The 25,005-nt window shown below is 55.7% G+C and carries 21 protein-coding genes; 11 read left to right on the forward strand and 10 right to left on the reverse strand.

Features of this window, described 5'->3' with window-relative positions; all coding sequences use genetic code 11:
* Positions 1–16: 16 nt before the first annotated feature.
* The 4 genes from AB4Y89_RS15330 to AB4Y89_RS15345 all read left to right on the forward strand — a co-directional run bounded on the left by AB4Y89_RS15330 (position 17) and on the right by AB4Y89_RS15345 (position 2,714).
* Positions 17–571 carry an RNA polymerase sigma factor gene (locus tag AB4Y89_RS15330; protein WP_442301805.1) on the forward strand — a complete coding sequence of 185 codons (555 nt, stop codon included), beginning with the start codon at positions 17–19 and terminating at the stop codon, positions 569–571.
* Positions 568–1,290, forward strand: coding sequence for an NrsF family protein (locus AB4Y89_RS15335; RefSeq protein WP_442301806.1), 723 nt, complete (start codon positions 568–570; stop codon positions 1,288–1,290). Before AB4Y89_RS15330 ends, AB4Y89_RS15335 begins: the two co-directional genes overlap by 4 nt.
* A 418-nt stretch (positions 1,291–1,708) precedes the next feature.
* Positions 1,709–1,966 carry a hypothetical protein gene (locus AB4Y89_RS15340; protein ID WP_442301807.1) on the forward strand — a complete coding sequence of 86 codons (258 nt, stop codon included), beginning with the start codon at positions 1,709–1,711 and terminating at the stop codon, positions 1,964–1,966.
* Between the two features lie 199 nt (positions 1,967–2,165).
* Complete coding sequence (locus AB4Y89_RS15345) at positions 2,166–2,714, forward strand: hypothetical protein (RefSeq protein WP_442301808.1); 549 nt, start codon at positions 2,166–2,168, stop codon at positions 2,712–2,714.
* A 268-nt stretch (positions 2,715–2,982) separates the two neighbouring features.
* Here AB4Y89_RS15345 and AB4Y89_RS15350 read toward each other — a convergent pair whose 3' ends face one another.
* The 4 genes from AB4Y89_RS15350 to AB4Y89_RS15365 all read right to left on the reverse strand — a co-directional run bounded on the left by AB4Y89_RS15350 (position 2,983) and on the right by AB4Y89_RS15365 (position 5,548).
* Positions 2,983–3,543 (reverse strand): hypothetical protein, encoded by a 561-nt coding sequence (locus AB4Y89_RS15350; RefSeq protein WP_442301809.1) that lies wholly within the window; start codon positions 3,541–3,543, stop codon positions 2,983–2,985.
* A 210-nt stretch (positions 3,544–3,753) separates the two neighbouring features.
* Positions 3,754–4,068 carry a DMT family transporter gene (locus AB4Y89_RS15355; protein WP_442301810.1) on the reverse strand — a complete coding sequence of 105 codons (315 nt, stop codon included), beginning with the start codon at positions 4,066–4,068 and terminating at the stop codon, positions 3,754–3,756.
* Positions 4,069–4,482: 414 nt separating this feature from the next.
* The gene (locus tag AB4Y89_RS15360) at positions 4,483–4,833 is read right to left on the reverse strand and encodes a hypothetical protein (protein WP_442301811.1); all 351 of its coding nucleotides are present in this window, start codon (positions 4,831–4,833) and stop codon (positions 4,483–4,485) included.
* A gap of 298 nt (positions 4,834–5,131) precedes the next feature.
* Positions 5,132–5,548, reverse strand: a complete 417-nt coding sequence (locus tag AB4Y89_RS15365; protein ID WP_442301812.1) for a cupin domain-containing protein — start codon at positions 5,546–5,548, stop codon at positions 5,132–5,134.
* Between the two features lie 112 nt (positions 5,549–5,660).
* Between AB4Y89_RS15365 and pdxR the strand changes: the two genes are divergently transcribed.
* A complete protein-coding gene (gene pdxR, locus AB4Y89_RS15370) occupies positions 5,661–7,142 on the forward strand; it encodes a MocR-like pyridoxine biosynthesis transcription factor PdxR (RefSeq protein ID WP_442301813.1) in 1,482 nt (493 codons plus the stop codon).
* Positions 7,143–7,530: 388 nt separating this feature from the next.
* Here pdxR and AB4Y89_RS15375 read toward each other — a convergent pair whose 3' ends face one another.
* The 3 genes from AB4Y89_RS15375 to AB4Y89_RS15385 are packed head-to-tail and all read right to left on the reverse strand — an operon-like array spanning position 7,531 to position 11,245.
* Positions 7,531–7,629 carry an adenylyl-sulfate kinase gene (locus tag AB4Y89_RS15375; protein WP_442301814.1) on the reverse strand — a complete coding sequence of 33 codons (99 nt, stop codon included), beginning with the start codon at positions 7,627–7,629 and terminating at the stop codon, positions 7,531–7,533.
* A 12-nt stretch (positions 7,630–7,641) separates the two neighbouring features.
* Positions 7,642–8,430: a hypothetical protein gene (locus tag AB4Y89_RS15380; protein ID WP_442301815.1), complete on the reverse strand. Its 789-nt coding sequence runs from the start codon at positions 8,428–8,430 to the stop codon at positions 7,642–7,644.
* Between the two features lie 19 nt (positions 8,431–8,449).
* Positions 8,450–11,245 carry a hypothetical protein gene (locus tag AB4Y89_RS15385; RefSeq protein WP_442301816.1) on the reverse strand — a complete coding sequence of 932 codons (2,796 nt, stop codon included), beginning with the start codon at positions 11,243–11,245 and terminating at the stop codon, positions 8,450–8,452.
* A 393-nt stretch (positions 11,246–11,638) separates the two neighbouring features.
* Here AB4Y89_RS15385 and AB4Y89_RS15390 point away from each other — a divergent pair, with 393 nt between their 5' ends.
* The 6 genes from AB4Y89_RS15390 (at position 11,639) to AB4Y89_RS15415 (ending at position 18,220) form a co-directional block, all read left to right on the forward strand.
* Entirely contained in the window at positions 11,639–11,914 is a 276-nt protein-coding gene (locus AB4Y89_RS15390; RefSeq protein WP_442301817.1) for a hypothetical protein, read from the forward strand.
* Positions 11,915–12,323: 409 nt separating this feature from the next.
* Positions 12,324–13,499, forward strand: a complete 1,176-nt coding sequence (locus AB4Y89_RS15395; protein ID WP_442301818.1) for a YcaO-like family protein — start codon at positions 12,324–12,326, stop codon at positions 13,497–13,499.
* Positions 13,500–13,681: 182 nt separating this feature from the next.
* On the forward strand, positions 13,682–14,185 hold the full coding sequence (locus AB4Y89_RS15400; RefSeq protein ID WP_442301841.1) for a TOMM precursor leader peptide-binding protein: 504 nt from the start codon (positions 13,682–13,684) through the stop codon (positions 14,183–14,185).
* Entirely contained in the window at positions 14,182–16,524 is a 2,343-nt protein-coding gene (locus tag AB4Y89_RS15405) for a hypothetical protein (RefSeq protein ID WP_442301819.1), read from the forward strand. Before AB4Y89_RS15400 ends, AB4Y89_RS15405 begins: the two co-directional genes overlap by 4 nt.
* A 10-nt stretch (positions 16,525–16,534) precedes the next feature.
* Complete coding sequence (locus AB4Y89_RS15410; RefSeq protein WP_442301820.1) at positions 16,535–17,284, forward strand: hypothetical protein; 750 nt, start codon at positions 16,535–16,537, stop codon at positions 17,282–17,284.
* Positions 17,285–17,287: 3 nt separating this feature from the next.
* On the forward strand, positions 17,288–18,220 hold the full coding sequence (locus tag AB4Y89_RS15415; RefSeq protein ID WP_442301821.1) for an aspartyl protease family protein: 933 nt from the start codon (positions 17,288–17,290) through the stop codon (positions 18,218–18,220).
* 229 nt (positions 18,221–18,449) lie between these two features.
* On the opposite strand, the gene AB4Y89_RS15420 is transcribed toward AB4Y89_RS15415, so the two are convergent.
* From AB4Y89_RS15420 to AB4Y89_RS15430, 3 genes are read right to left on the reverse strand one after another with little or no spacing between them, the layout of a single operon-like run.
* Positions 18,450–19,889 carry a sulfatase family protein gene (locus tag AB4Y89_RS15420; RefSeq protein WP_442301822.1) on the reverse strand — a complete coding sequence of 480 codons (1,440 nt, stop codon included), beginning with the start codon at positions 19,887–19,889 and terminating at the stop codon, positions 18,450–18,452.
* Positions 19,890–19,901: 12 nt separating this feature from the next.
* Positions 19,902–23,222 (reverse strand): carboxypeptidase regulatory-like domain-containing protein, encoded by a 3,321-nt coding sequence (locus tag AB4Y89_RS15425; protein WP_442301823.1) that lies wholly within the window; start codon positions 23,220–23,222, stop codon positions 19,902–19,904.
* 36 nt (positions 23,223–23,258) lie between these two features.
* The gene (locus tag AB4Y89_RS15430) at positions 23,259–24,797 is read right to left on the reverse strand and encodes a sulfatase family protein (RefSeq protein ID WP_442301824.1); all 1,539 of its coding nucleotides are present in this window, start codon (positions 24,795–24,797) and stop codon (positions 23,259–23,261) included.
* Positions 24,798–25,005: the final 208 nt, after the last annotated feature.

Genomic DNA, 25,005 nt, shown 5'->3' on the forward strand with positions numbered 1-25,005 from the left:
GGCAAAGAGCTTAATAATGAGCGATGGAGATCAGGAACTTCGCGCCCTGATGATCCGTTATCAGGGCGGATCGCCGGAAGCATTTCAGGAGATCTACGGCCAGCTCGCAGCGGGAGTGCGCCGCTATCTGTTGCATTTGGCAGCCGGCTCGGAAATCGCCGATGATCTGCTTCAGGAAACCTTTCTTCAAATGCACCGGTCGAGAGCCGCTTACAACCCGAAATATGCGGTTAGACCTTGGGTGTTCGGTTTGGCGCGAAACGTTTATCTGATGAATCGGCGTGCAGCCCGGCAATGGGCAAAGGTTCATGAGTCGCGCGAGGACTTGCCTGAATTGCCGGTGCTTCCGGAAGCGGACAGGCTCGGCTCTCAGGATGAGATTCGCCGAGGTCTAACGCATTTATCCCCGGATCAGGTCGAAGCGCTGCTGCTGCACCATGAGTGGGGGTTCAGTTTCGAGGAGATCGCCGGGATGCTAGGCATTACAAGCGCGGCGGCTCGCGCGCGTGCCAGCCGGGGAATGGCAGAGCTGCGCGTTGCGCTAAATACTCTCCAAAGGACTCGTGCATGATGGATCGTTCACCGAAGCCACCGGAAGCACTGATGCGGGCGATCGCCCAGGATCTCAGACCGGTCAAACCATCGCCACAACCGCTCCAACTGGCATTGCGAATGGTCCCCCTCGCTCTCCTGGTTTCATCGCTGGTTCTGCTGGCTATCGGACCCCGTTACGACTCAAGAATCTTAGGCCCGCTGTTGACGTGGGGGGCCTCCGCCGCGCAGTTCGTATTGGCGATCGTGCTCGTCTGGATCGCCGCGCATGAAAGCACCCCCGCCGGCAGGCTGCCGAGGCAGATGGTTTACCTCGCGGCTGCCGCGGGCTTTCTGCTTGTTATATTTGTCACCCTACTCACCTTCTCGAGAAATCCTGCGACCGAACCTCTCCTGCGTATCCCGCCACGGGCCAACGAAATGCTGCGTGACTTGCCATGGATCATGAGCTTCGCCTGCGGGATCGGCAGCACGCTAGCCGGCGGAATTCTGGTCCTGTTCTTCAGCTGGGTGTTTCGAAACTCGCTCGCGATCCGCCCAGCTGTGGCGGGCGCCCTGTATGGGGCAGGCGCGGGTCTTGCGATCAATGCCGGTTGGCGGATTGCGTGCCCGTTTTCCACCCCGTGGCATGCGCTTGGAGAGCACGGAGCAGCAATCATCTCCACAGTGATCTTAGGAGCGCTTATCGGGCACTATTTAGGAAATCGTCGATTCCCAATCGGCAGCGGACGTTCCTGAGCCCCAGTGTGTCGCTCAACGTCAGTCCTGAAACACTCGTCGCGCTGAAAAATTTGAACACTACGCGGTTGCGCAATCTCAGAAGATTTGCTTTGCGAATCGAACTGCATGCGAATTGAACCGCAAGTCCGATGGAAAGGCTCACGACCGCGTCTGTGCGCGCCGGAATTGACCGGCAGCAGTAGAATCCGCAAGTTGGTACCAAATCTCGAATGCGCTCGCCGGAAATCGCCAGCTCAGTTCGCATCATTCGGGAACCTTCGCTGACAAGCCCATCTCCGCCGATAAGGTCTACACCACGGCCAAGGACTACGCCCTTCTGCTCGAAGCCGTACTCGAGATCAAAGGCATTACTCCGAAGATTGCCGCAGAACGCGACCATATTCAAGTTAGCCAGAAGCAGCAAGCCTGCTCTCGGTTGCCACAACCGCTCTGCCCCGACGATCTGGGCCGCGGATTGTCCTGGTCGGTCATCAAAGCCCACAATACCGTGATCCTTATGCACACCGGCCACGATCCCGGCGTGTACACCTTCGCCTATGTCTCACCCACCACGAAGTCCGGCGCTGTCATTCTGACCAACGGCGAAGACGGAAAAAAGCTTGTGTCCGGTATTCTGCACGACCTAGATGCGCCCCAGTGGTTCGTCGACATTCTCGCCGTCATGCTGCACTAAGAAAGAATTCTTATGCAAGCAATCTTTGCAGGTGTTCAAAAGCGTCGGCCCATGCATGCGGCCTAACGCGCTAGACTTCTATCGGAAGTTTCGTCGATCAACTCGCAGCGATGGGTGGTGCTCGTTGAAAGGTCCCTCTCTTACATGGGTGTTTCTGCCGGTCGCTTTGTTGCCCGCAACGACATTTGGACACTCCTCGGTGACGAGTCTGCAAACGAAAGACGCGTCGCAAACGGCTCAGATTACGAAGTTTTTCATCGCACAACCGGCAGCCGGTTCTGGATACGAGACCGGCCCTTTGCACATCATCTACAGTAACGGAACGGAATCTGTGCAAACCCTTCCACCATTGAAGGCCAGCACCGATAAGGAAATGGTCTTCAACGCGGTCGGGTTCTCTGGAGTTGAGTTAGCGCAAGATCGCCAAACGCTCGGTTGGACGATTAATGTCGAGAACTGTTGTACATCCTATTCGATCCCCTTGAGTGTTGTCGTCTTTCAGCACAAGCAGGTGCTCCATACCTTCCGTCAGGGCGAGATGGTGTGGGGTTGGATGTTTCTCGAAGGTGGCAAGCAGGTGGCGGTCGTCTACGGACCGACGCACGGTCCCGAGGTTGGAGACTACCGCCTTTATGATGTGAAAACTGGCAAGCTTTTGTCAGAAGTCTCGGGCGATGCGGATACCCAGTCCCTGAAAAGTGATGCGCCGGAATGGGCGAAGCTATTACAGGCTCGCATCGCTCATTGACGGGCTTCTGGGCGTATCGCCGGCAATACGGAGGTAATCCCAAACTTCCGTATTGCCGACAATCCGGCCAATAGCGTCAATCGTGTATTTGGCCGCTGCGAGCGATGACTCTTACCGAGAGAACAGGGCTATTATCATTGCCCGAAATCAGGGTTCCTGTCGAAAACAACGCGCCGCACACCCGCCGCATGCTGTGTGGTTTTTTCGAGTAAATAATTGAGACCAGTTAGGTAGTACGTAACTCCGGCCCAGCCGTCGCCGAGGATGGTCAGATGAGCAGTGCCTTGTGCGTTGCGGTAGTTGATGACATGCCACGACCCCTGACCTGGATAGGCGCGAGCCATAGCTTCGGCCGCCGCACCCCAAGCATGGCCGGTCGCACATATAGCAGCGTAGCCGTGCGCCAAGCCAGTTGGGCTCTCATCGGAATGGGATGTGCCGAGTCTGATTCCACACTGGCAATGACGGCGTCTGAAAACTCTTGCCCGGCAGGTACTGCGTAGGTGACGTCACTGGTTCTGAGATCGAGGCGTACCGGAATTGAGAGTTCTGGCAGCGGGTAATTCTCACCGCCTACTATGGAGTAGGTCGTCGCATGGAGAACCAGGTTTCCGTGGCTTGTTTTCGCCGGTGCGAGCGCAAAGTCACGTACCGCGAGTGTTCTTTCCGATACAGACGCCTTGTTGACTAGGAAGGCGAGCCTGCCGTCTGGGTCCTGATCTAACACCTTGCCCGAATCGTCCCTCAGCTCCCATCCCAACGTGATCTGCTTCGAGCACCTCACACGAACCTCAAAATAGAGCGGATTCACGACTACGGACTGCTCCACGTCAGCCTTCACGCAAAGGGTGCCGTCTTGGTTGCAGGTGGTTTTGGGTTTTGGCCCGCTGTGAATCTTTCCGCTGTGCCTTCCCGGCTGTAGAGGACAGGACTCAGTTGTACGGCGGCGGCTTTGATAACAGTCATTTTGAATCTCCTTGTGTGTCGATTTGTTGAATCTCATTGGGTTGCCAAACTGTACTGCAGTAGGAATAAGCAATCACGAGACGAGCCTGAGGCCGATGACGCCTGTCAGAATAAGAGCGATACAGAGGATTCTCATCGGCGACGCGGACTCGCCCAGCAACGCTATTCCGATAATGGCCGTGCCCGCAGCGCCGATGCCCGTCCAGACCGCATAGGCTGTTCCGACCGGCAGTGTACGGAGCGAGACAGAAAGAAGGATGACACTCGACAAGCCGGTAGCGACCGTAAACAACGCCGGCTTCAATCGGGTAAAACCTTCAGACTGCTTCATCCCGAAGGCGAAGGCGATCTCGACGATGCCGGCGATACAAAGTAGTGTCCATGCCATGTGGTAGTTCCGTTCTCTAAGCTGCCGGGCGTTATTGCCGGGTGGGGTTTTAGTGAGCGATTGTCAATTGATGGAAACGTGGCGGCTTCATCTCACTCGCTTAGCCACTCTCGCCTCCGCGGAACGAAGTGAGGCTCTCGCTTGGCCTTCGCATTCGAAGCGCCACATAATCTCGTCTGGTAGTACACCGCGTCCTCACCCGCAGTCTGTAGTGCCTCATTCTCAGTAATGACCAGCGGAGGGGGAGCGCCCACAAAGCTTGCGAATTTTGGTAGCCAGACGCTCACGGGAGACGTGTCATCGTCCACGACAACATACTTGCCCGGGTCGCGGTCAGGGCGGCGACCGTCGCCTGCGCCGCGTCCTCAATGTGGACAAACGACCATTTCGCAGCCCCCCCCACTCCTCGCTGGTCTAGGTCGTGCGAGCTTTGGCCGTCTCCGGGATGGCCGGAGCATCGATACCGTCCTCCTCTAAACGCGCTCGACGGGACAGCAGCTTGTCCACGCTGAACGGGAAGAACTCGCAACTTGCGAGGAGGAAAGCCCCTCCTATCCCGGTGAGAACGGCGTAATTCAGAACCGACTTGACCCCTAATGCGATCGTCATGGAAGTCGCAAAGACGATGAGGAGAAGTCCGCTCAGCCGCGCGGCGACGCGTGTATGCCAGCCGATGAGGACGAGAAAGCCGAAGAGGATTTCAGCGCTGGTGGCCACCGTTCCCAGCGTTGGAATCATTGCGGCCGGCCAATATCCGTTGACCATGTGCGTGTAATCCAAGAACCGCGAGTAATTTCCCCATTCCACATTCGGTTGCCCAAAAGGCCCCAGAAGCCGAGCCTGTCTGCCACGGCTGAAAGAAAACCTAGTCCGAGCCCGAGTCGCAAAACCACCGAACTCACGCCGCCATTTTTATTAGACATTTGGTACTCCCATCTGTTTTGAATGTGAACGTACGTACAAAGGCGGTCGGCGCGGGCTGGAGAATGAAGCCGCCGAGCCCAGGCGTCGGCAAGCGAGGGACGTGTAACTGCAAACCGCGAATCTCATTCTGTGGTTTTGGTTACTTGACCGGGATCACGAGCGGGGCGTCTTTTTTATGGATCAGGAAGACCAAGAACTTTGCTGGCTTTGAATTACTCGCGTTCCGGCTGATGACGTGAATGTCGCTCGGGTCTTCATAAAAACTCTGACCGGGGCCTAGCGTGAGTTCTTTTCCGCCCTTGACCTGCATGACGACGGTGCCCTCTAGCACATAAACGGAGACCTGCGCATTGTGGCGATGGATGGGACTCGAAAAGCCCGCCGGAAAATCTACCGTGTACATCAGAATTTCCTTGCTGGGATCGGCAGCCAGAGCATGCGTCGTGATGGGCGTTATGGTTTCCTGCGCGCTCAAAGGGTTAGTCATCGCCAGCGTGCCGGTGATGAGAAGGGAAAGTACGAATACTCGTTTCAAATTCGCAATAGTTGTTTGCATCGGTGTGTATCTCCTCGACCCTCACATTAGGCTCCCTGTGGATTAGAGAAAAGGTCCATAATCGGCACATGGAGTGGACCACTTCGTTATTTTCTGAAAGGTGTCCGTGAACATGGCTAAGGAAGAAACATTTCAGGATCTTTCCCTCAACTTGCCCTCTGGCAAGCAGGAACTCTGGCGCTGGCTATACACCGAGCTGCGCGGCGCCATTCTGGATGGACGGCTGAAACCCGGCGCCCGCATGCCTTCCACACGCAGCCTCGGGTTGCAGTATTCGCTCTCGCGCGGAACCGTGGTCGTCGCCTTCGACCAGCTACAGGCCGAGGGATACACCCGTACTGAACCGGGATCGGGAACCTATGTCGCCTCGGGCGTTCCGGACGAATTCATGTCTGCAACGCCCAAACCCGCGGCTCTCCCTCGCCCAACTTCGAAGGCCGCATTCCCAAAACGTGCACAAGATTTTCTACAGAATGTGGAGGTGCTGCCCGCGTCTCACACCTTAGGCAAGTCTTTCCGCGCTCATGAACCGGCCATCGACCTCTTCCCCGTAGATCTTTGGGCCCGTGTCGCTTCGAGCGTCTTGCGCCGAGCTCCGCGTTCGCTCTATGGTCACGGCAACGCTGCGGGCCATCTCCCTCTCCGTCGCGCCATCGCAGAATACGTTGGGGCGTCACGCGGAGTGCACTGTTCAGCCGAGCAGATCATCATCACCTCCGGCACACAGCAAGCGCTTGACCTCATCGGACGGTTCCTTTTAGCTCCCGGCGATCAGGCCTGGATCGAAGATCCTGGTTACTCGGGTGCGCTTCACATACTGCGCACTACGGATGCGCGCATTGTTCCAGTACCTGTAGATGGAGATGGCGTGATCGTGAAGGCAGGGCGCAAGCTTGCACCCAAAGCGAAGCTCGCATATGTCACGCCCGCGAATCAATTTCCGATGGGCGTCACAATGTCCGCGGACCGCCGAATGGAACTCCTTCGCTGGGCTGCTAGCGCGAACGCCTGGATCGTCGAAGACGACTACGACGCAGAGTATCGCTACTCCGGCCGCCCCGTCGCTGCTCTGCAAGCTCTGGACAACTACGGCTGCGTTATCTACGTTGGCACGTTCACGAAGATGCTCTTCAATGCACTACGCCTAGGGTTCATGGTCTTGCCGGTGAGGCTGGTAGAGCCGTTCGTATCGGCACGCAGCTTCGTCGACCGCCATCCACCGACGCTCGATCAAGCCATCCTTGCGGAGTTCATCACCGAAGGCCACTTTGGCCATCACATCCGCCGCATGCGCCAGGCCTATGCGGAGCGTATAGACGTCCTCAAGGCCGCTGCGGATAAACACCTCGACGGAGTGCTCGATGTCATCCATGCCGAAGCGGGGATACGCACGCTCGGCTGGCTCAAAACATGGAAGTCCGATCACGACGCGGCACAGCAGGCGCGAAAACACGGCCTCGAAGTAGAACCACTGTCGGTGTTCACGACAAAATATGAACAACCCCCCGCGCTCATGCTCGGTTTTGCCAGCTGCACTCCGGCAGAGCTGCGGCGCGGCGTATCGATCCTCGCAACCGCTTTACGTTCAAGTTAGGCGGTTGAGTCCACTCGCAGCGTACTAGCGATTTGAAAAAGTGGCGGCGAAGTAAAGTGGATCATTCAGATCTGCGCCTGGCATTCCGCATAAACGATGCACTTGACTGCGTTGAACTAATGCTTGTGACTGATCGCCTACGCACGCATCGGCCCGGCCCGTGATTCAAGGAAGTTCCTTTAGCTTGTGCATGTCAGCGGCAGAGGAGGCCGCATCGATGCGCAAGAAGAGCAGAAGACCCATATGTCGCAAGATCATTCTTCGGCTTCCGGACCTAGATCACACGAAGACCGCGGTCCTGAACAGCCTCAGCTCCCCGCACTCGAAGCGCAACTACAAGTTCGCTATGGAGCAGTTCATCACATGTAGACAGATCTCCCCATCCGCTCTAGGTCCTTTTTACTGCATCACAGAGGGTGGTTTTGCCGGAACCACTTAACCCCGTAAACCAGACAACCTGGCTACTGAGCAACTCTCTTTCCATCATTACCAAACCGAATCAAGGATGCTGTTGTACTCGCCATGCATCTGGACTCTGTACCCTTTCTGGAATAGGAACTTGGAATAGTTCCTCTGAAAGCGTCTGATTAGCATAGAACTCGACTTCATAGCTAATGCCACGGGTCGTAACTTCACGGGGCTGCAGGATGCCATTTTTCCCGACGAAACCATTGAATGCCCCCGAAATCCGAATGGGGCCGTTCTCTGCATTCGAGCGGCGGAATCGAGAGGGGGGACGAGGAAGGTCCAACTCGTACGCCGTCGGTAACCATGTTTTTGGATCAAGCCGATACGTAAGTGCCCGATCTTCCCAAGAGAGGGTAAGCTCACATTCCTTATCATTCAGACATGTATATTTTGTGGGTACGAAGTGAAAGAGGGACGAGCTGGGGTTAGCAATCGCAAGCACCTCGGCGCGAAAATCTTCGCTTCGGCTCATCGGCGCCGGACGTGATATCCGGGGCGCATTCTTGCCGAGAAGCACGGTTGCGGCATTCGCACTTTGAAGGTCGATGACCTCCAAAGACGACGTAAGTTCCCCACCTCCATGCGCGCGATAGATCCACCATCCCTTCGTATCGTCTTCCGCAAAAGTGACGTTCGTTTTTCCTTTCTTATACCGTTGCAAGAGGACAAAGGAGCGTATCGGTTGTTTCGAGAACCCTCGGGCCTCCAGCATTTTGGACCAGGCTTCGCGAGCCGAGAGGGGGCTTTGTGCACTAACGTTCGCCTGGGCCGCAAGAAACTGGGCCAGCATTCCAAGCGGCAAAAGGACTGCGGTGATCAATGTCTTCCTCAAACTATTCTCACTTGAATCTGAAGAGATGAGGTAGAACCTCAATGAACGCGTGCCCAAGGAAGTTCACCACGTCTTGATAAGGATTAAACCTGTCGACATCGACGTGAACCTCTCCGGTTGCGGTGCTTCCTACGATTTGCATAGAACCGTAACCATAGGTCCCAGTGATGGAACGACAATCAAACATCCCTCCTTGACCATCCGCCAATGTAGTGTGGAATCCATAAAGGGCTCCGCACTTGAAATTCGAATCGGACTGAAGATCTGAGAACAATTGGCTTGCATCCGAGGAGCTCAGATAGAAATGATACCCGCTGTTCTCGGAGCTTTCCCATTCCGGACCGTTATACGATTGAAGAAGGTCCGCATAGTTGCTCTGGTTGAGTTCGTTTGTCACGATTTCCTGGAACGATCCCGCCGCGATACCATTTCCGCTAGCGGTTGTCGTTTGGTCTGTTTCATCAGACCACTCTGTCTGCATCGCACCCTCGTCGAACGTCCCCTCGCCATCGTTCTCGTATTCGTCCGCAATTGAAGTCCAGGCGGCATAATCAGACGGGCTGTCATCGATGCCGGAATCCGTAGAATCGAAGTAGCTGTCATCGTCGATCCGGTATTCCTCTCCCTGATCCACCACATAAGTGCTGTCATAGCAGGTTGCTTGAGCGAACACTTCCATCGCCGGGGATGTTGGAAGAAGACTCCACACCGGCGACAGCGAGGATTGGGTTGAAGGCGAGGCCGTCTCTTGATGAGTATTACGGCGATTTGTTTCCAGTCTGTAGGTTGGCCGAGTCGTATGCCAAGTTGCATCGACGTAGGCAGCGGACATACGGCGGCTCCGGTGCCCAAATTTGTTATAGGTAAAGAACGCCGCGCGAAACTCATTTGAACCCGGGGACACCTGTGATGCAACCGCTGCCAGACGCCCTGCACCATCTCGAATGATCGCGTGACTAGTTGTACCCTTTGCATTTTTAGACGTAACGAGCACAGATCTACCGTCCGCTCCATAGGTCCGCGTTGTCGTTATACCTTTCGAGAGGTTGGCCTGTGCGGACACTCGACCGACAGAATCGTACTGATACCGGACCTTTTCTCCATTCGCCTTGTCGATCGTTCGGATGCGCCCGTTCTGCAAAGAGTACGATTGGCGTTGCGTCTTACCGTCGATCGTGACCGACGTTGCGTAAGCCTGCGTGTGGAGATTCAACGCCTCAGCAAAACTATCACTGAAGTCCCACGATACGGCGTGCCCGCCGGTTGATTGGAAGCTGGCCCGTGTCCCCGTACTGTTGTATGTAATGGATGCGATACTGTGAGTGGGCAGAGTTGACTTGCAACCGGCACATTCGTGCGTGATATGGGTTGGCTTCGCGAGAAGTCCGTATGGGTTATACGGTGAGCGATCGAGATGATGCAGCACCCCACTCTGCTGTACCGGCTGTTCCTCATCATAAGAAAACGTCGTCGAACGAACTGAGTGGTCGGGCTGCGAGGTGCGGACTTCCCTGACAGCCGTCAAGATGTTCAACTCTTTGAACTGTGCGCGATCATCATATACGGTTCGTGATGTGGTGACCTGTCCTCCATCTGCATTGTCCATTGTCAATTCTGTCTGCCGGCCAAACGAATCGAAGTGGACGAGGACATGGAGCATACGCTCTCCATTTGCCATGCCATTACTTTCCAGAGAGGAGCGCAAAATTTGCGATACGCCGGCCACTACTACTTTTTGCCAAGTTGTCTTCTCCGTGGTCACGGAACTGCGCCTGTAAGCCTTCGGAGAGCGGTCCGTCTGTGAGAGAACTTTGCCTTCGTAGTCTCCGGTCAGCGCAAAGCGGGCAAACGTGCTCCGACCGTCCTGCCAGACAATGGAAGCCATTCCGTCGCTCGATGGAGGTGAAATGGTTGCAGAGTTAGTGATCGTTCCCGCGGGATTTACGGAACCGCTTTCGAGCCGAGAGGTCCGGGGGACCGCCCCATAGTTTCCCGTATTCCAGGATGCATAGCTGTACGCCGTGTAGCGGAGCAAGGAGCCGTCGGGAGCGAGACGTGAGATCTTGCTGATCAAACCGGAGTCGTCATAGTCGAACTTGAAGCTGCCACCGTCCTGAAGCGAGATGCTGGATAATGCGTCGAAAGTGACCGGGGCCAGCGCTCCTTGAGACGTCCCGTCGGTGCTTACCGGAAGGCTGTGTTCCTTTTGGTAAGTCAATGTGGCAACCGGAGAGGACGCTCCGGCGATGATCCGATCCACTTCGATGAGATGTTGCGAATGATCGTAGCGGAACCGAATGATGCGGCCCAACGTATCCTCGATGGATGTGAGCCTCCCATCGGAAGCATACTGCGCAGTGACAACGTTTCCTGATAAATCGACTACTCGCGTGCAGACATAACGATAGCCATAGCGGGAGAATTCCAGGACGGTTCCGGTGCGATCCCGCATCACGGCCTTGTTTCCCGTCAAATGAAGTTTGCGACCGGATGAGTCGACGGCCAGATATTCCGTTGGATCTTCACTGCTTCGCAACTCAGTCGCGCGGCCCTCGGAATCGACAAATACGAGCGACGAGCCTCCTTCAACAACAGCGAGCTGCGGTAGCCCCAAGCTGAAACCAGGAGCAGGGCCGCTCCCAAGCGGGTCGAATCGCAACTTGCCGCCATCGTTCAGGTACACGAGGCTGTTATAGGCGAGCTTCAGATTGACATTAAGCCCGCGTCCTGGAAGCGACACAATCGACTGCTGCCAGGCTGCATTTCCTGAAAAAAGATCAACGCCGCTTGCAGTAGCAGCCATTCTCGCCTGCGGCAACATCGCGGCTCGCGGTAAGCTTTCGGGAGTACGCCGACCGGTACATCCAGAACAGGATATTCCCTGGGTTGGACCGGCTGTCACCTTCAACGAATTGTCGCTAAGGCTTCCCAGATGAGGAAGACCGTCCTGAATGGCGGTACCAATTGGCACCGTGGCGATCGACGTCTCGCGAGAGACCGGTTGACCATGCCTGCTCGAGCCTCGGACATTCTGTCCAGTCGGAGAGAAGATCATAAGGGCTAGTAGCAGAAGAACAGAAACTAAGCAGAGAATGAAAAACCGCGAAGCTCGCTTGAACATACGATTCCCTCAGCCAACGAAGTCTCAAAGCATTTCGGTGCGATACGTTGCTACTCGCCTGGGCAGGCGCAACTGTTGCAGCTTGAGCAACTCGAGCAGCTCGACCAGGAGGTGCAACTGGCACAACTGCCGCAGCTACTGCAGCTACTGCAACTACTGCAACTGCCGCAACTGCCGCAACTGCCACATCCCCCGCAACTCGAACAGCTCTCGCAGCTACAGCAACCAACCAGTTCGCATTCGGGACCGATCTGGGCGTGGACCTGTCGCATCGGTTGCATAGGGTCAACCACACGTGTCCACAGCATTGCTGCACTGCGTTTCGGTGTCTTCCCACGCGACCCTTGGTGAATCTGACTGGACGCACCAGGAGTCACATTGAAGGGTGTGTCACCCGCGGCGGTTCGAATCAATGTCAGAAGGAATAGGAAGCCGCTCAGGATCGATCGCGGCACTTTGATGAACGCTCTCATTTGGACACTCTCCTGTACGAACACGGGAACGCCCAGACTGAGGGAGGAGTTTTTTTGCCAGAAAGTGAGAACCCTCTTTGGGGATCTCTATCAACAACTCAGTAAATTGTTAATACACTCACCGCTGCCGTTCGTCTACTAGAATTCCCAAACAAGGGGAAAGTGATTTGGATTTTCCGATGTCTGGACTCGTAAGCGCGTACGGTGGAGTGATACAGGCGGTCCACACAATTCCATCCGACAGTGGGATAAACCCGGTAGTAACCGCGTTTTCCCAGAACGGCAACATGCGACTCCTGTCCATCCAGGAGCAGCCCGGCCTTCGGTTTGCCTCTGTCTCTCCTGGTATCGGTTCGGGGATTGATCGAACTTCGGCAACCGTGCCCGCCCTTGGGGAGGCACTCGAACGCCTATGTTTGTCGGTGTTTCACGAAGATCAGTTCGTCCTCGGATCTGCGAACGATCTCGGGGAAGAAGAAGTCTTCGCGTATCGAGATCTTCCGGCTTGCAGCCAGGAAGAATATGCGGATCCCAGTTCTCCCGTGCGTCCGTTCGACCCCGACGCTCAGATGCGATGGGTGAAGGGATTAGATCTCCATACAGGCCGCAGCGTTTTGATTCCAGCGATTATGGTTTACCTGCATGCCGGCTTTTCCTTTCCCGGGGAACGCTTCTGGCTTCCGAATACCTCTGGTGCGGCCGCTCACCTCAACTTCGAACAGGCCATCTGGGCAGCCATTTGTGAGCTCATCGAACGAGATATCTTAAGCCTGACTTGGCTGCTGCAGATCCCATTGCGCCAGATAAGAGATGATTCCCTGCTCTCCGAAACCTCCCGAAGAATCCTGGGTTCTACTCGGTTGGACGGCAGTGATCGGGAGACATTTTTGTTTGACGCGACCTCAGACATTGGAGTTCCCTGCATCTTTGGGCTTCAGATCGCGCCCCATAGCCAGATGGCGCATATGATCGTGTCGTGCAGCTGCAATCCCTTGCTTACACGAGCCATCGAAAAAGTTCTTTTTGACCTTAATACCTTCCGGCAAGCATTCAAAAATCCACGCAAGATTCCTCGTGACATAAGAGAGTTCGCGCACGTAATGGACGGTGCAACGTACATGGCAAGGAAAGAGAATGGCGGTGGGTTTTCCTTTCTGTTCAACAATACGGATGAAAACCCATTTCAGTCAGCGTCCCACGGTGAACAAAATTGCGATTCCTTATCGAACTTGCTTCAGCGATTGAAAACGCTCGGGATGAATGTTTATGCGGTGGATATCAGCACAGATGAAGCGTTTACAGGGGGAGTTCGCGTGGTGAGGGTCATTATTCCCCAATTGCAGCCGATTTCATTCCACTACCGTGCCCGTTTTCTGGCTCATACCCGATTGACGTCGCTGCACCAAAAGTTGAGACCGAACTTACCCATCACGATTAACCCAGCTCCATCTCCTTTTGCCTGAGCGGTGCCTACATCATGCGAAATATCCAAGTCATTGTCAGCGGTGGTTTCTCCGACCTCGTCGTAACAGAACTCATCAGGCTTTCCTGCTTGCTTGGTGACGTAGTGTTCCAGCCCATATCCTTGCCGACGAATGACAGGGCTGCTTCTATCGAGCGCAGCGGTGCTGACGTGCTAATGCTTATGTCGGATGGGAATCAAGACGAATTGGCATCGGAGTTAAACCGCATATGCTTTGCCGCTGGGTTGCCCTTCCTGCCGGTGCAGCGAGACCTGCTCAAACTTCACGTCGGCCCATTCATTCGACCGGGGAAGAGTGGCTGCTGGCAGTGTTGGCTACGCCGCGTCGAGCAGCACAGTAGCGACCCCATCGCGCTTCGGGAGCTGCGAAAGTATCAAACACTAGTGGGTACGTCACGGAGCGCCCCTTTTTTACCCGCACACGTGGGCTTAGCCGGGGCGCTTCTTCTTTCTTGGATTCGTAAGACCCAAGACACTTCCGTCGGCAGGTACATTGAGTTTGATCTGGAATCTGGGGAACAGCATGAAGGGCACTTGGTAGGAATCCATCGATGTGCAATATGTGGGGACAAGGGGGATCCGCTCCAGCGTACCGTGAAGAACTTGTACGAGGAGCTACAGCAGAGCGGGGCCATCTTAGAGAGCCCCCTTGAAAGGAATACATGAGTGTTTCAACTGTTCGTTACAGACGAATTGCTTGTGTTGGCAGCTTCAGGGCAGGCGACAGGCTCTTTTTCGACACTGGGATCCGCCGCCACGAGATGAATGGCCCGCTTGCGGAGACGTTACTAGAGCCAGCCTGGGAACACCTGACACAAGCGCACTCGGTCGAAGAGCTCCAACAGCACTTTCCCGGCGTAGGAGCAGAGCACATCGAGACAGTCCTCGAAACCTTGGTGACTTTAGGCCTTGTCGAGGACAGTACAACCGCTTTTCCCGCTTCCACCGACCCAGCCGCCAGCTACTTTCAACTCATGCTGACTGATCGAAAGGGAGAGCTGCGGGAAGACAGAATCAAAAGAGTAAGACATGCTCGAATTCACATCCTGCATCAGAACCTGGAAGCTGAGGCGACGACATTGCAGACGATGCTGTCTGACAGTCAGATTGGCGAGAAGATTACCGTCGCCGATTGGGGCACCGTTACGCCCGAGCATCCAGCCTTTACCCAGGATCTGAAAATCTGTCTGCTGCGGGAAGCGCCGGTTCGCCTGACTGAGGCTTCTATCAATCTTCTGCAGCGTTTGACAGGAACTTACCTCTTGGCGAGCCGCTGCTTCCTGCGAAATGAAGCCTATATCGGCCCTAGGGCATATACACCGCTCGGAGAAAAACTTGCTGCGATTGCGCCTTGGCCTGAGTCTATGGACAAAGGAGACCAGACACACATCGTCCTTTCCGAACGCCTTTGGCTCTCCCGCCTATCGTTGGAAGTTTTCTATGCATTGACAGAGAGTCCAAAAGCCCTGCCGCCCTCGGCGGTCAAGAGATTTAGCTTGGCGACCGGAGACGTGGAAGAGCGGCTTCTCATACGCGAGTCCAAGCTCAAGGCGGCATGCGGGCTTTTGGAGAACTGCGGTGAGGATGAACGGAATGCATTCCTCACTCTTGAAGAGCACATTGTCGCTCAAGCGGATGGAGGGACTCTCCCAAGATCTTCTGCTTTGAGCTCCCATTTTCCGGAACCACAAGATCCAACTTCAATGTACGAGTACGTCCAACTTCCAGAAGAAACGGATTTCGACACAAGAGCTTCGGAACTCACGCTTGGAACGTTGGCATCGCTGCTCCAGCTAACGGCTGGGGTTCGCTCGATAGAAGATGAAGAGCGAATCAAGCGATGGTGCCCCTCTGCCGGAAATCTCGGATCAGTTGATATCAACATCCTTATCTCGGGAGTTGAAGGAGTTGCCCCAGGAGCTTATCGATATGCGTCAGAGCGGCACGCACTGCAGCGCATCGCATATTGGAACGAAGTTGCTGAGCCGTTCCCCGAAGCGGGACACGAGCCATATTGCTACGTCCTCGTCACCGGAGTTCCCGCACGATTGGTTTCGAAGTATGCTGAATTTAGTTACCGGCTGCTCTTCTTCGATGCAGGAGCCGCGTTTGCACAGCTATTCGAATCAATCCAAAGAACAGCTATTCCCTATTCTTCCCCTGATAGGATTGCTCTCTCGGAGATTCGCTCCACATTTGCGTTGCATCCCCTTGTCGCCATCCCTCTCTACGGGATCGAACTTGGCGCCCCGCCCGACAAGCTTTTGTTCAAAAGTGCAAGGGCTTCGGAATTGAGCATCCTGCTCGGCGATGTCCGCCAGAGCACGCGATATCCTGAGGGCCCTCTGGGACCGCTTCTAACTTCGCTAATCTGGACCCCAAGCGCTTCCCCTCGCCCTGCAGGGGGAGTGCGACGCAAAACAGAACAATGGCTTAAAACAGCCTTCCGTTTTCGGGCCCAACGGGCGATCAAGTCAATCGCGGCACAGAGGTCCGCCTGCACCGTGTTTGCTCCTGTCGCGGTTCGGCTCGCCGTGCTTCTTGAAATAGTTGCGTACGCCTTTGATCAACTCGAGAGTATCCCTGGGCGGATAAGTAATGCCGATGACGATATCGCAGTACGTGTCATGGCTAATCGCGTCGACGGGTTGGGCAAAGGTGTCTATGCTTACCGGAAGCAAGGTACTCCCGGTCTCAAGCAAATCCGATTGCTCACGGATACTTTCTGGAAGAACGACCTCTTCATTGGAGAGGTGCATGAGCCAGCCGCGATCATCTGGATTCATCGGAAAGATACGGGTACCCCCCTTAACCATAGAAACCTGTTCCTAAAAGCGGGCGCCGTGGCAAACTTTCTGTGGCTAAAGGCGCTTGAATACGGTTTGGACGGCTGCATCATCGCCGGCATTAAAAGGGATATTTCGTCTCGTATTTTGGACTTGTCTCCGTATGCTGAACTTAGCTGTCTAGCTTTCGTTCTTGGAACCCGCGCTGAGGAAGAGTGATCAGAGGAATATGTACACTATTTTTTCTCTCCCCCGAACAGGCAGCACGACGTTAGCGAGCATCCTTTCACTCCATCCAGAGGGCACCTGCATTGTTGAGCCCTTTCACCCCATGCGATATCGGGGCAGGTACCATCATCTGGTAAAAGATGGGCCGTCACTCGATAAGACGCTGGCGCTCCTCACACTACGCTGGCCAGGAATCAAGCACGTCTGTGATCCATCCGGATTTCCCTTCGGTTCCACTGAACTGAATTTTCACCTCTTAGGAACGCAGGATCGGAAGATCATTTTTCTAACAAGGGCGAATTCTCTCCGACGAGCCGTATCTCACTGGCTCTCTCTCAATACGCACTTCTGGATTGGCCCCAAGGCGAACTTCGAGCGTACGATTGCGCAAACCCGCTTGCCATCGATCGAAGAGGGCGAGATTCGCAAAATGATTGAGAAAGATCTCCAGTTTGCCATTCAGTGTCGCCAAGAACTTTCCGATAGAAAACCGGCAAGCGAAGTGTTGGAACTAACATACGAGGATCTGTTCGCCAGCACAGGAGGAATCACCGATGCGCTTCGAGAAGTATTCAAGTTTCTGAACCTTACTCCCCCTAAAGAGACGAGCTTCTGGGAACAAGTATCGAAGCTCGTTGACCCCGAAGAGAACCAATTCGCTTCCCATGAGCTCTATCGGAGCATTCCCGGCGCAGAAGCCTTGAGCGAGAAGATGAGTCAATGCGGCTTCGGTTCCTTGTTCACGGAGTAACGCATGTTTATGCCAGACAGACCACAGTCAAAGCCGCGAGTCTATATCCGTAACGGGCTAGCCTTATTTTGCTTAGCAATGTTGGCGCGGCAAACCCAGGCCCAGACAGCCAACATTCCCGCAGAGATCACTCCAACCGGGCTCATGTACGTGACCTGCAAGATCAACGGTGGGGGCCCGTTCTCTGCCCTGATTGACACCGGCTCCTCCATGACTGGGGTCTCACCCTCTGTTGCCAAACAGCTACACCTCAAAGAGATTAACCCCAATGACGAGCCACCCGGGAGTCCGCTTGCTCATCAAGTCAATGGATTGCGGATTTCATTGGGGGATATCGAATATTCACCGAAACGGGGCGGGGTTGTCGAATTGTCAGGAATAGAGCAGTGGTCGCAACACGCAACCGACATCGTGATTGGGACTGATCTGCTTGAGCTTTTTCGTGTCACGTTAGATCCAGAACACCGACGACTCAGCCTAACCACTTCGCACGATGACCTAGCTAGCGATGCAACGGAGCTGGCCTTAGGAGTCGTAGATGAACTTCCACTGGCAATGTTGGCGATCTCTCCGGCCAAAGGTAACGCCTCCGAGCGATCCAAACTAGCAATCGCTCCCTTTGTGCTCGATAGCGGGGCGGATAGCACGATCGAACTGGCCAAGCAGTTCCTCGAGAGCAATCCACAGATCGTGGAGAGCGAATCTTCTCCGAGGCAAGGCGTTCGCATTCTGCAGCTGGCGCAGCTCAACTTGAGTCCGCGATTGGCGTTACGCAATGTCCCGGCCACTTCACCGATCCAACCCGCCGGAATGCTCGCCACGAAACGATTGGGCGGTATTCTTGGCGCACGCATCTTAAGTCGGTTCACCGTAACCTTGGACTTCAGCGAACATAAGATGTGGATTCGCAGGGAATCCACCGGATCAATTAAATGAAGTTCATATCGCATTGATTCGATGCGATGGTATGTGATTTTGGCGGATCAAGTTTCGCCATTCCCGTGCGCTTTGGTGAGTCACGTTGAAGCCCTGAGACGTGTAACCAGACGCGCTCCCGAGACTCTTCCTCTTGATCTGCAAAGAGAACGAGGGGGCCAGATTCGCTGCCCTCCCGGTTACGCCGCTTTGCAGCTTTTGAGCTGACCTTTGAATCTTTCTTTGTTTTTTACCTTAGCCGCGAATTGAGACTTCGCGGAACGTAACGACTCAGATCCTTTGGTGAGTCAGCATCCTGCGGCATGATATGGCCGCCCCGCACCAGCGGGACCGGACCGCGCAGCAAGGGATCGTTCGTCTCTTTCATCCAGTGATCGAGCCTGCCCCGTAGATCCTGCAATGCGGCATGCGCCCGCTGCTCGCGACTGGTCGCGAGATTGTTGTGTTCATTTGGATCGAAGGTCAGATCGTACAGCTCCTCATGAGCAACACTGGGGAGCGTCTTCCATCCGTTGTTCATCCAGAAGGTCTTGCTGTAGCCGTCATCGCAGTTCGGCAAGACCACATTCGTCCGCTTGTCGAAGTGACGGATGTACTTCCACTGCGCGGTACGCACAGCCCGCTTGGGTTCATATGCAGCGTGATATGTCACTTCGGCAAAGACGGCCTCATTCACGCCTTTGCTTGTTCCCTGCACTACCGGAAGGAACGACTTACCCGTCACCCATGCCGGATGCGGGATACCGAGATAATCACAAAGCGTCGGAAAGACATCGATGTTCGACAGCAGGGCATCGGTCACTTGCGTCTTTGAGAAGACGCCCGGGCCACGCATGATGAGCGAGACTCCGGTGCCCGTGTCACGCAGGCTGCACTTCATGTTCGGGAAGGCGATTCCGTGATCTGTCGTGCTGATGACCAGCGTATTCTCCGCCAGCCCTGCGCTTTCGAGCGCGTCCAGCACCTCGCCTACGCCTTTGTCCATAATGCGTGCGCTCGCATGAAAACCTGCCATATCGCGGCGGGTTTCCGGGACATCGGGTAACGGCGCCGGCGGCTGAATATAGTCGGGGTTATCGATGGGCTCAGGAAACTCGCGATGCGTTTCGAAGAAGCCAACATCGAGGAAGAACGGCTTATCCGGCTTGCTGCGAATGAACTTTGCTGCGACAGGGGCCACATCCTTCGCGCTGGTTGTGGCGTGCGGCAGGATCTGATCGTAACCAATCACCGACGGATCGGCAGCGATATGCTGAACGCCTGCCAACGCTGAGATGTAGCCGTGTTCCCGCAGCGTATACAAGATGTGCTGTTTGTAGTCGTTCAGGCTCCATCCGAGATGTGCCAAACCCAACATGCCCGAGGCGTGCGATGGCTGCCCGGTCAGCAGCGCCGCCCTGCTTGGTGAACATGTCGGTGCGGCGGCATGCATATTGCGGAAGAGCACGCCCTGCTTCGCCAAGCGCTGCAGGTTGGGGGTGGGCACGTCATAGCCATATGGCCGGAGATATCTGCCGGAGTCATGCGAGTGCAGATAGACGATGTTGTACTTGCCTTCCGGCGAAGGCACAGCAGCGGCGCTCTGACGCGGAAATACATTTGCCGCAAGAGCCGCCACCGCTCCTGTTTGCAGAAAGCGGCGGCGGCTAGGCTGTTGATCGACCGTCATTGCGGGCTCTCCTTAGAAGCTGATTTTCAGCGCCACCTGCATTACACGGGGCGACTGCGTTCCGCTGATCACGCCGGCAGTGGCAGTGCCGATGGTCGCATTCGGATTGTTGAAGTTCGCGCGATTGAAGGTATTGAAGGTCTCTCCACGAAGGTCGGCGCTGACGCGCTCGGTAATCGCGAAGCGCCGCTCCAAGGTAAGGTCGACGTTGAAGTAACCCGGTCCTGTCAGGATGCCCGTACCCGAGTTGCCAAAGGTGTAGAGCGCCGGAGCCACAAAGGCTGATGTATCGAAGTACTTCGCCGCCGTACGTCCACTGCTCAGACGTCCAGAGCCAATACGGTTCGGGCGCTGGGTTCCACCGCCCGATGAGTTCGCAACATTAGTGCCATAGAAGACCGTGAACGGCGAGCCTGAGTGCAGCGACCATACACCGCTGAAATTCCACGGACCAACGATATAGGAGACCGGCCCATGCGAGAGGAACTGACGGCCGCGACCGAAGGGAAGCTCATAAACATGGTTGAAGACGAAGGTATGGCGGAAGTCGTCCGGCGTCGATCCCCAGTTGCAGCGGATGCACTGGTGATCCTGAATATCCCCATTTCCGCCTCCGTTTGGATTCCCCGCGTCCGACAGATACTTCGCATAGGTGTACGACGCCCCGAAGTTCAGTCCCTTCGTCGTCCGTTTCTCCACGTGGACCTGAAGACTGTTGTAGGAAGCATCGCCTGCACCGGTGCGATAAGCCACATTCACCAGGTTGGGATTAATGGTGTAGTACGGCCGCCGTATATTCTGTGCACCCGCTCCCGGGCGCGACTGGTTCAGGTTGAGGCTGTTGATGAGCAGATGCTGCGAGCGCGTGCCCACATAGCTCACCTCCGCAATCAGATCCTGACGAATCTGACGCTGCAGGCCAAGGCTGTATTGGTAGACGCCGGTCTGCCGCGTATTTACATCCCAAGCGGTCGGACTGCCGGTTGAGATAGCCGCTGTGTTATTCGGATCAGGCTGCACAGGCGTGGAGAAGCCGTCGCTCAGCCTCGCAGATGGAGCAGCCGCGCTGTCGGTTGTGATGGTTTGCGCAAAATAGTAAGGCAGATTCTTATAGAGCTGCGCGCCACCGGCCAGCGTATCGACAAATGAAATACCGAAGCCGGCACGAAGGACCGTATTCTTCTGGCTGTCGAGGCTGTATGCCAGACCGGCGCGTGGCGCGAAGGTCTTCCAGTCGAAGTTCCGCAGACGCCGGCCATTTCCGTTCAGGCCTGCGACGCGCAATGTTCCCGTCGGCACATCGAAGTTTGCCCAGTGATTATGTACTTCATACGGCGGAGCACTGATCTCGTAACGCGCACCGTATTCCAGCGTCAACCGGTCCGTAGCGCGCCACGTGTCCTGGATATAGGGAGCAAGCTGGAAGGTTCGCATACCGAACTCACCGGTCAGGATATTGCGGTTGGCTGCGTCCGTGGCGCCTAGCGCAAAGTCTGCCAGCGAAGAGGCGGCGCTGGTTGACCCGGTCTGACGGGTGAACTGTCCGTTGAAGTCGTACGTGCCACGTACCGGAAAGGCCGAGAAACCATTGAAGCGGTGCCGCAGAAAGAGCACACCCGCCTTGAAGGTATGCTTGCCCGCTGTATGGATCGCATCGCCGTCATACTGGAAGGTGGTGACGTAGCTGTTCTCCGGATAGGACGAGGTATCTCCAAGCGCGGAGAAGTTCGAGATCGTGATTCCCGGCAAACCGCCTGCGAGTGCGTTGTAGTTGATGCCTGGAATGCCCAGCGCCGTCGCCGCGGCAAAGCCCTGGCCCAGCGGAGTGACTTCAGCACGCCAGCGCACGAGGGCGGCATGTGCTTCCAGCAACGTCGCCGGAGAAAGCACATGCGAGTATCCCAATGTTCCCGACTGAGTACGCACCGGAGTCCGCGTTCCATTGCCGCCGGTTCCGATATACGGCCCTACCGTGGAAACACCAGAGCTTGCGGTCGCCACCGTTCCCGGTGAGACCTGCTCCGTCTGATCGAAGGAGTACTTGAAGAAGAGCCTGTTCCCTGCTCCAAGGTTCTGATCGATACGCGCATCGAACTGGTTCGTATTCTGGGTCAGTGCCGGAGTGATGGTGTAGTTGTTGGTCGCGTTTCCATTCGTCGGTGTTGGCAGAAGATCAACAAACTTCACCGCAGCCGGATCAAGAAGCGACGTGGGAACCTGGTTTCCGGCGAATGCCGCGCGCGTGGTTGCTCCGCCCACGGTCGTGGTGGAGTATGGATTGTAAAGCTGCGTGCCGAAACCGGCGAAGTTACCCGTCCGCACCATCGCCCGCTGCGCCAACGTGGGAAGCGTTGTTGTGTACGTCTGAGGTACAGATTGGCGAATCCCCTGGTAATCCGCGAAGAAGAACGTACGTTCGCGCACAATCGGCCCGCCGAGTGTCGCGCCAAAGGTATTGCGGCGATACGGCGCGCGCCGGATATTGTTCTGCTTCGCGAAGTAACTGTTCGCGTTCATGATGTCGTTGCGCAGAAACTCCCACACACTGCCGTGGAAGCGGTTGCTTCCCGATTTCGTGGAGACGGTCGTAATCGCACCCGCTGCTTCACCAAATTCAGCGTTGAAGTTGCTGGTCATTACGCGATACTCCTGAATGGAGTCAACGATCGGCACCAGCACAAGCGTATTGAGCCACTGATTACGGTCGTAAATCCCATCGATTAGATAGGAGTTCGCGGCGGCGATGGAACCGTTGACGCTGAAATTGGAGCCTCCGCGAATGGCATAGGCGCTGCCGCCTTCGGCCAGGTTTGAAGCCGAGCCAGTATGTGCACCGGGAGTCAGGAGCACGAGGTCAGTAAAGTTTCGCGTGGCCAGCGGAAGCGCGACAACCTGTTTGCTATCCACGAGAGATGAAACCACACCGCTCTGCGACTGCAACAGCGACGCCGACTCTGATACGGTCACCGTCTCAGAGTTGCTGCCCACACTCAACGCCAGATCCACGTCGGCGGTAGCGGCAGCCGCCAGCGTGATGTTGCTACGCTCCAGCCGCTGGAAACCCGGCTTCTCCACCGAGATGCGATAGCTTCCCGCAGGGATAGAGGCCGCCGTGTACTGCCCTTCGGCATTGGACGTGACCGTCCGCTGAAAACCGGTCGCAGTGTCGACGAGAGAGACGACGGCATCCGGAATCGCCGCGCCGGAGGAGTCCGAAACGGTACCCACAATGGTTGAGGTCTGCTGCGCCAGAGCAAGATATGGCAGCAGCAGAAAGACGAGGGAAAGGCGAAACAGACGAGAGAGCAAGGGAACCTCCAAAGCGGTGGTCATACACATCCACGTGCGTCATGACGTTGAAGGAATTTGCTATGCGTCTACCGGACGATGCCAGGCAAACAGCGTAGCCTTCAGGCGCTCGACCTCTTTGCGACATCGGGGGTCCGCCGCTACATTGCGAAGCTCGGCGGGATCAGACTTCAGGTTGTAAAGCTCTTCGCGATCGTGCTGCCAGAAGGTGTACTTCCAGTCGCCATCGCGCACCATGTACTTTGCGCGCAGGGTACCTAAGGCGTACTCGGCGAACACGGGCCCCTGGGAGACGGGTTTGCCAGGATTTCTTACCAGTCCGGCAAAGCTTCTGCCGTCGTTTGGCTGCAACTGATGCACGCCGCATAACTCTGCCAGCGTTGCACTGATCGAAACCTGGCTGAGCGGCGTCGCAACGACACCGGGAACACCGTCAGGAACGTGAATCAACAGCGGCACGCCGCACGATCCCTCATAGAACTCGAACTTCTGCCACAGTCCCAGATCTCCCAGCATCTCGCCGTGGTCAGAGGTATAGACGATGATGGTATCGCGGTCGTGGCCGGTCTGCTGCAAGGCTTGCAGCACCTGTCCGACACAGTCGTCCATCTGTGCAAGGTTGGCATAGTAATAGGCCATATGCTGTTTGGCCTTCGCCTCATCGCGAACCTCGGGTGTCGGACCGTTATATTGAATTGACTTCACGACCTCCTCGGGAAGCGAAGCAAGATCGGCCTTCCTCCAGCTTGATGGCAGCTTCATGTCTTCCGGCTTGTACATCTCCGCAAAGCGCTCTGACGGCATAAAAGGATCGTGCGGTTTGAGAAATGAACTCACCAGAAAGAATGGGCCATCTTCGGGACGATGCCGGCGGAGAAAGCGAATCGACTCGCGCGCCACAAATGAATCGAAGTGATCTTTTTCTTCCAACAGAGAGATGCGGCCTATGTGAACCGAGCCTTCCCGCTCGTCCTTATGGCGTACATCTTTCCACGGATCTCCGAAATCGCGCCACAGATCATCGATCTCAGGCTGACCCGATCCTGAGTTGGGGCGGCCAAGCTCATCCGCATAGATAGCAGTCTTCGGGCCGAGGTACTGGAACCACTCGTTGAATTCAATGCGGTAGTCAAAGCCATGCGTCTGCGCATCGACCCAGTGCATCTTTCCGATAAGAGCCGTACTGTAGCCTGCCGCGCCGAAGTGATGCGCCATAGTTTTGTGCTTTGGGGCATAAGAGCGGGTATTGTCCTGCGCCTCATGATTATGGCTGTATAACCCGGTCATCAGAGACGCACGTGAAGGTGTGCACACCGGATTGGCGCAGTAGGCATCCGTAAATCGCACGCTCTTTCGGGCAAGTGCATCGAGATTTGGCGTATGTGCGACGGGATTGCCATAGGCTCCCATGCAACTGCGCTTGTGCTGGTCTGACATGAGGAGCAGCACATTCGGACGAACCGGACGACTCTGCGCAAGCAGCGACTTCTTCACAGCCGATGATGCCGCAAGCAGCAGGCTGTTCTGTAGAAGTGTGCGCCGATCCATCATGTCTCCCATGGAAAGCTGTACCGCAGCATCATGAAACGTCTCACGCAAACAACGGATCCACGCCGGTCATATGCGAAGAAAACTATGGATTATGGAGAGGAATTCGCCGCTATAAGACCGGCATAAAGCCGAGCGGACGCAACGTCACAAGCAGGACGAAGGACAACAACAGCGACAGGCTTGGATAACCAGAGTCACAGGTGAAGTCTAACATATCAAAGACAGATCGCTCTGACGCCTCCTAATCCCACTTCGG

It is taken from the genome of Terriglobus sp. 2YAB30_2 (genome assembly GCF_052114765.1).
In the GTDB taxonomy this organism is placed as follows: Bacteria; Acidobacteriota; Terriglobia; order Terriglobales; family Acidobacteriaceae; genus Terriglobus.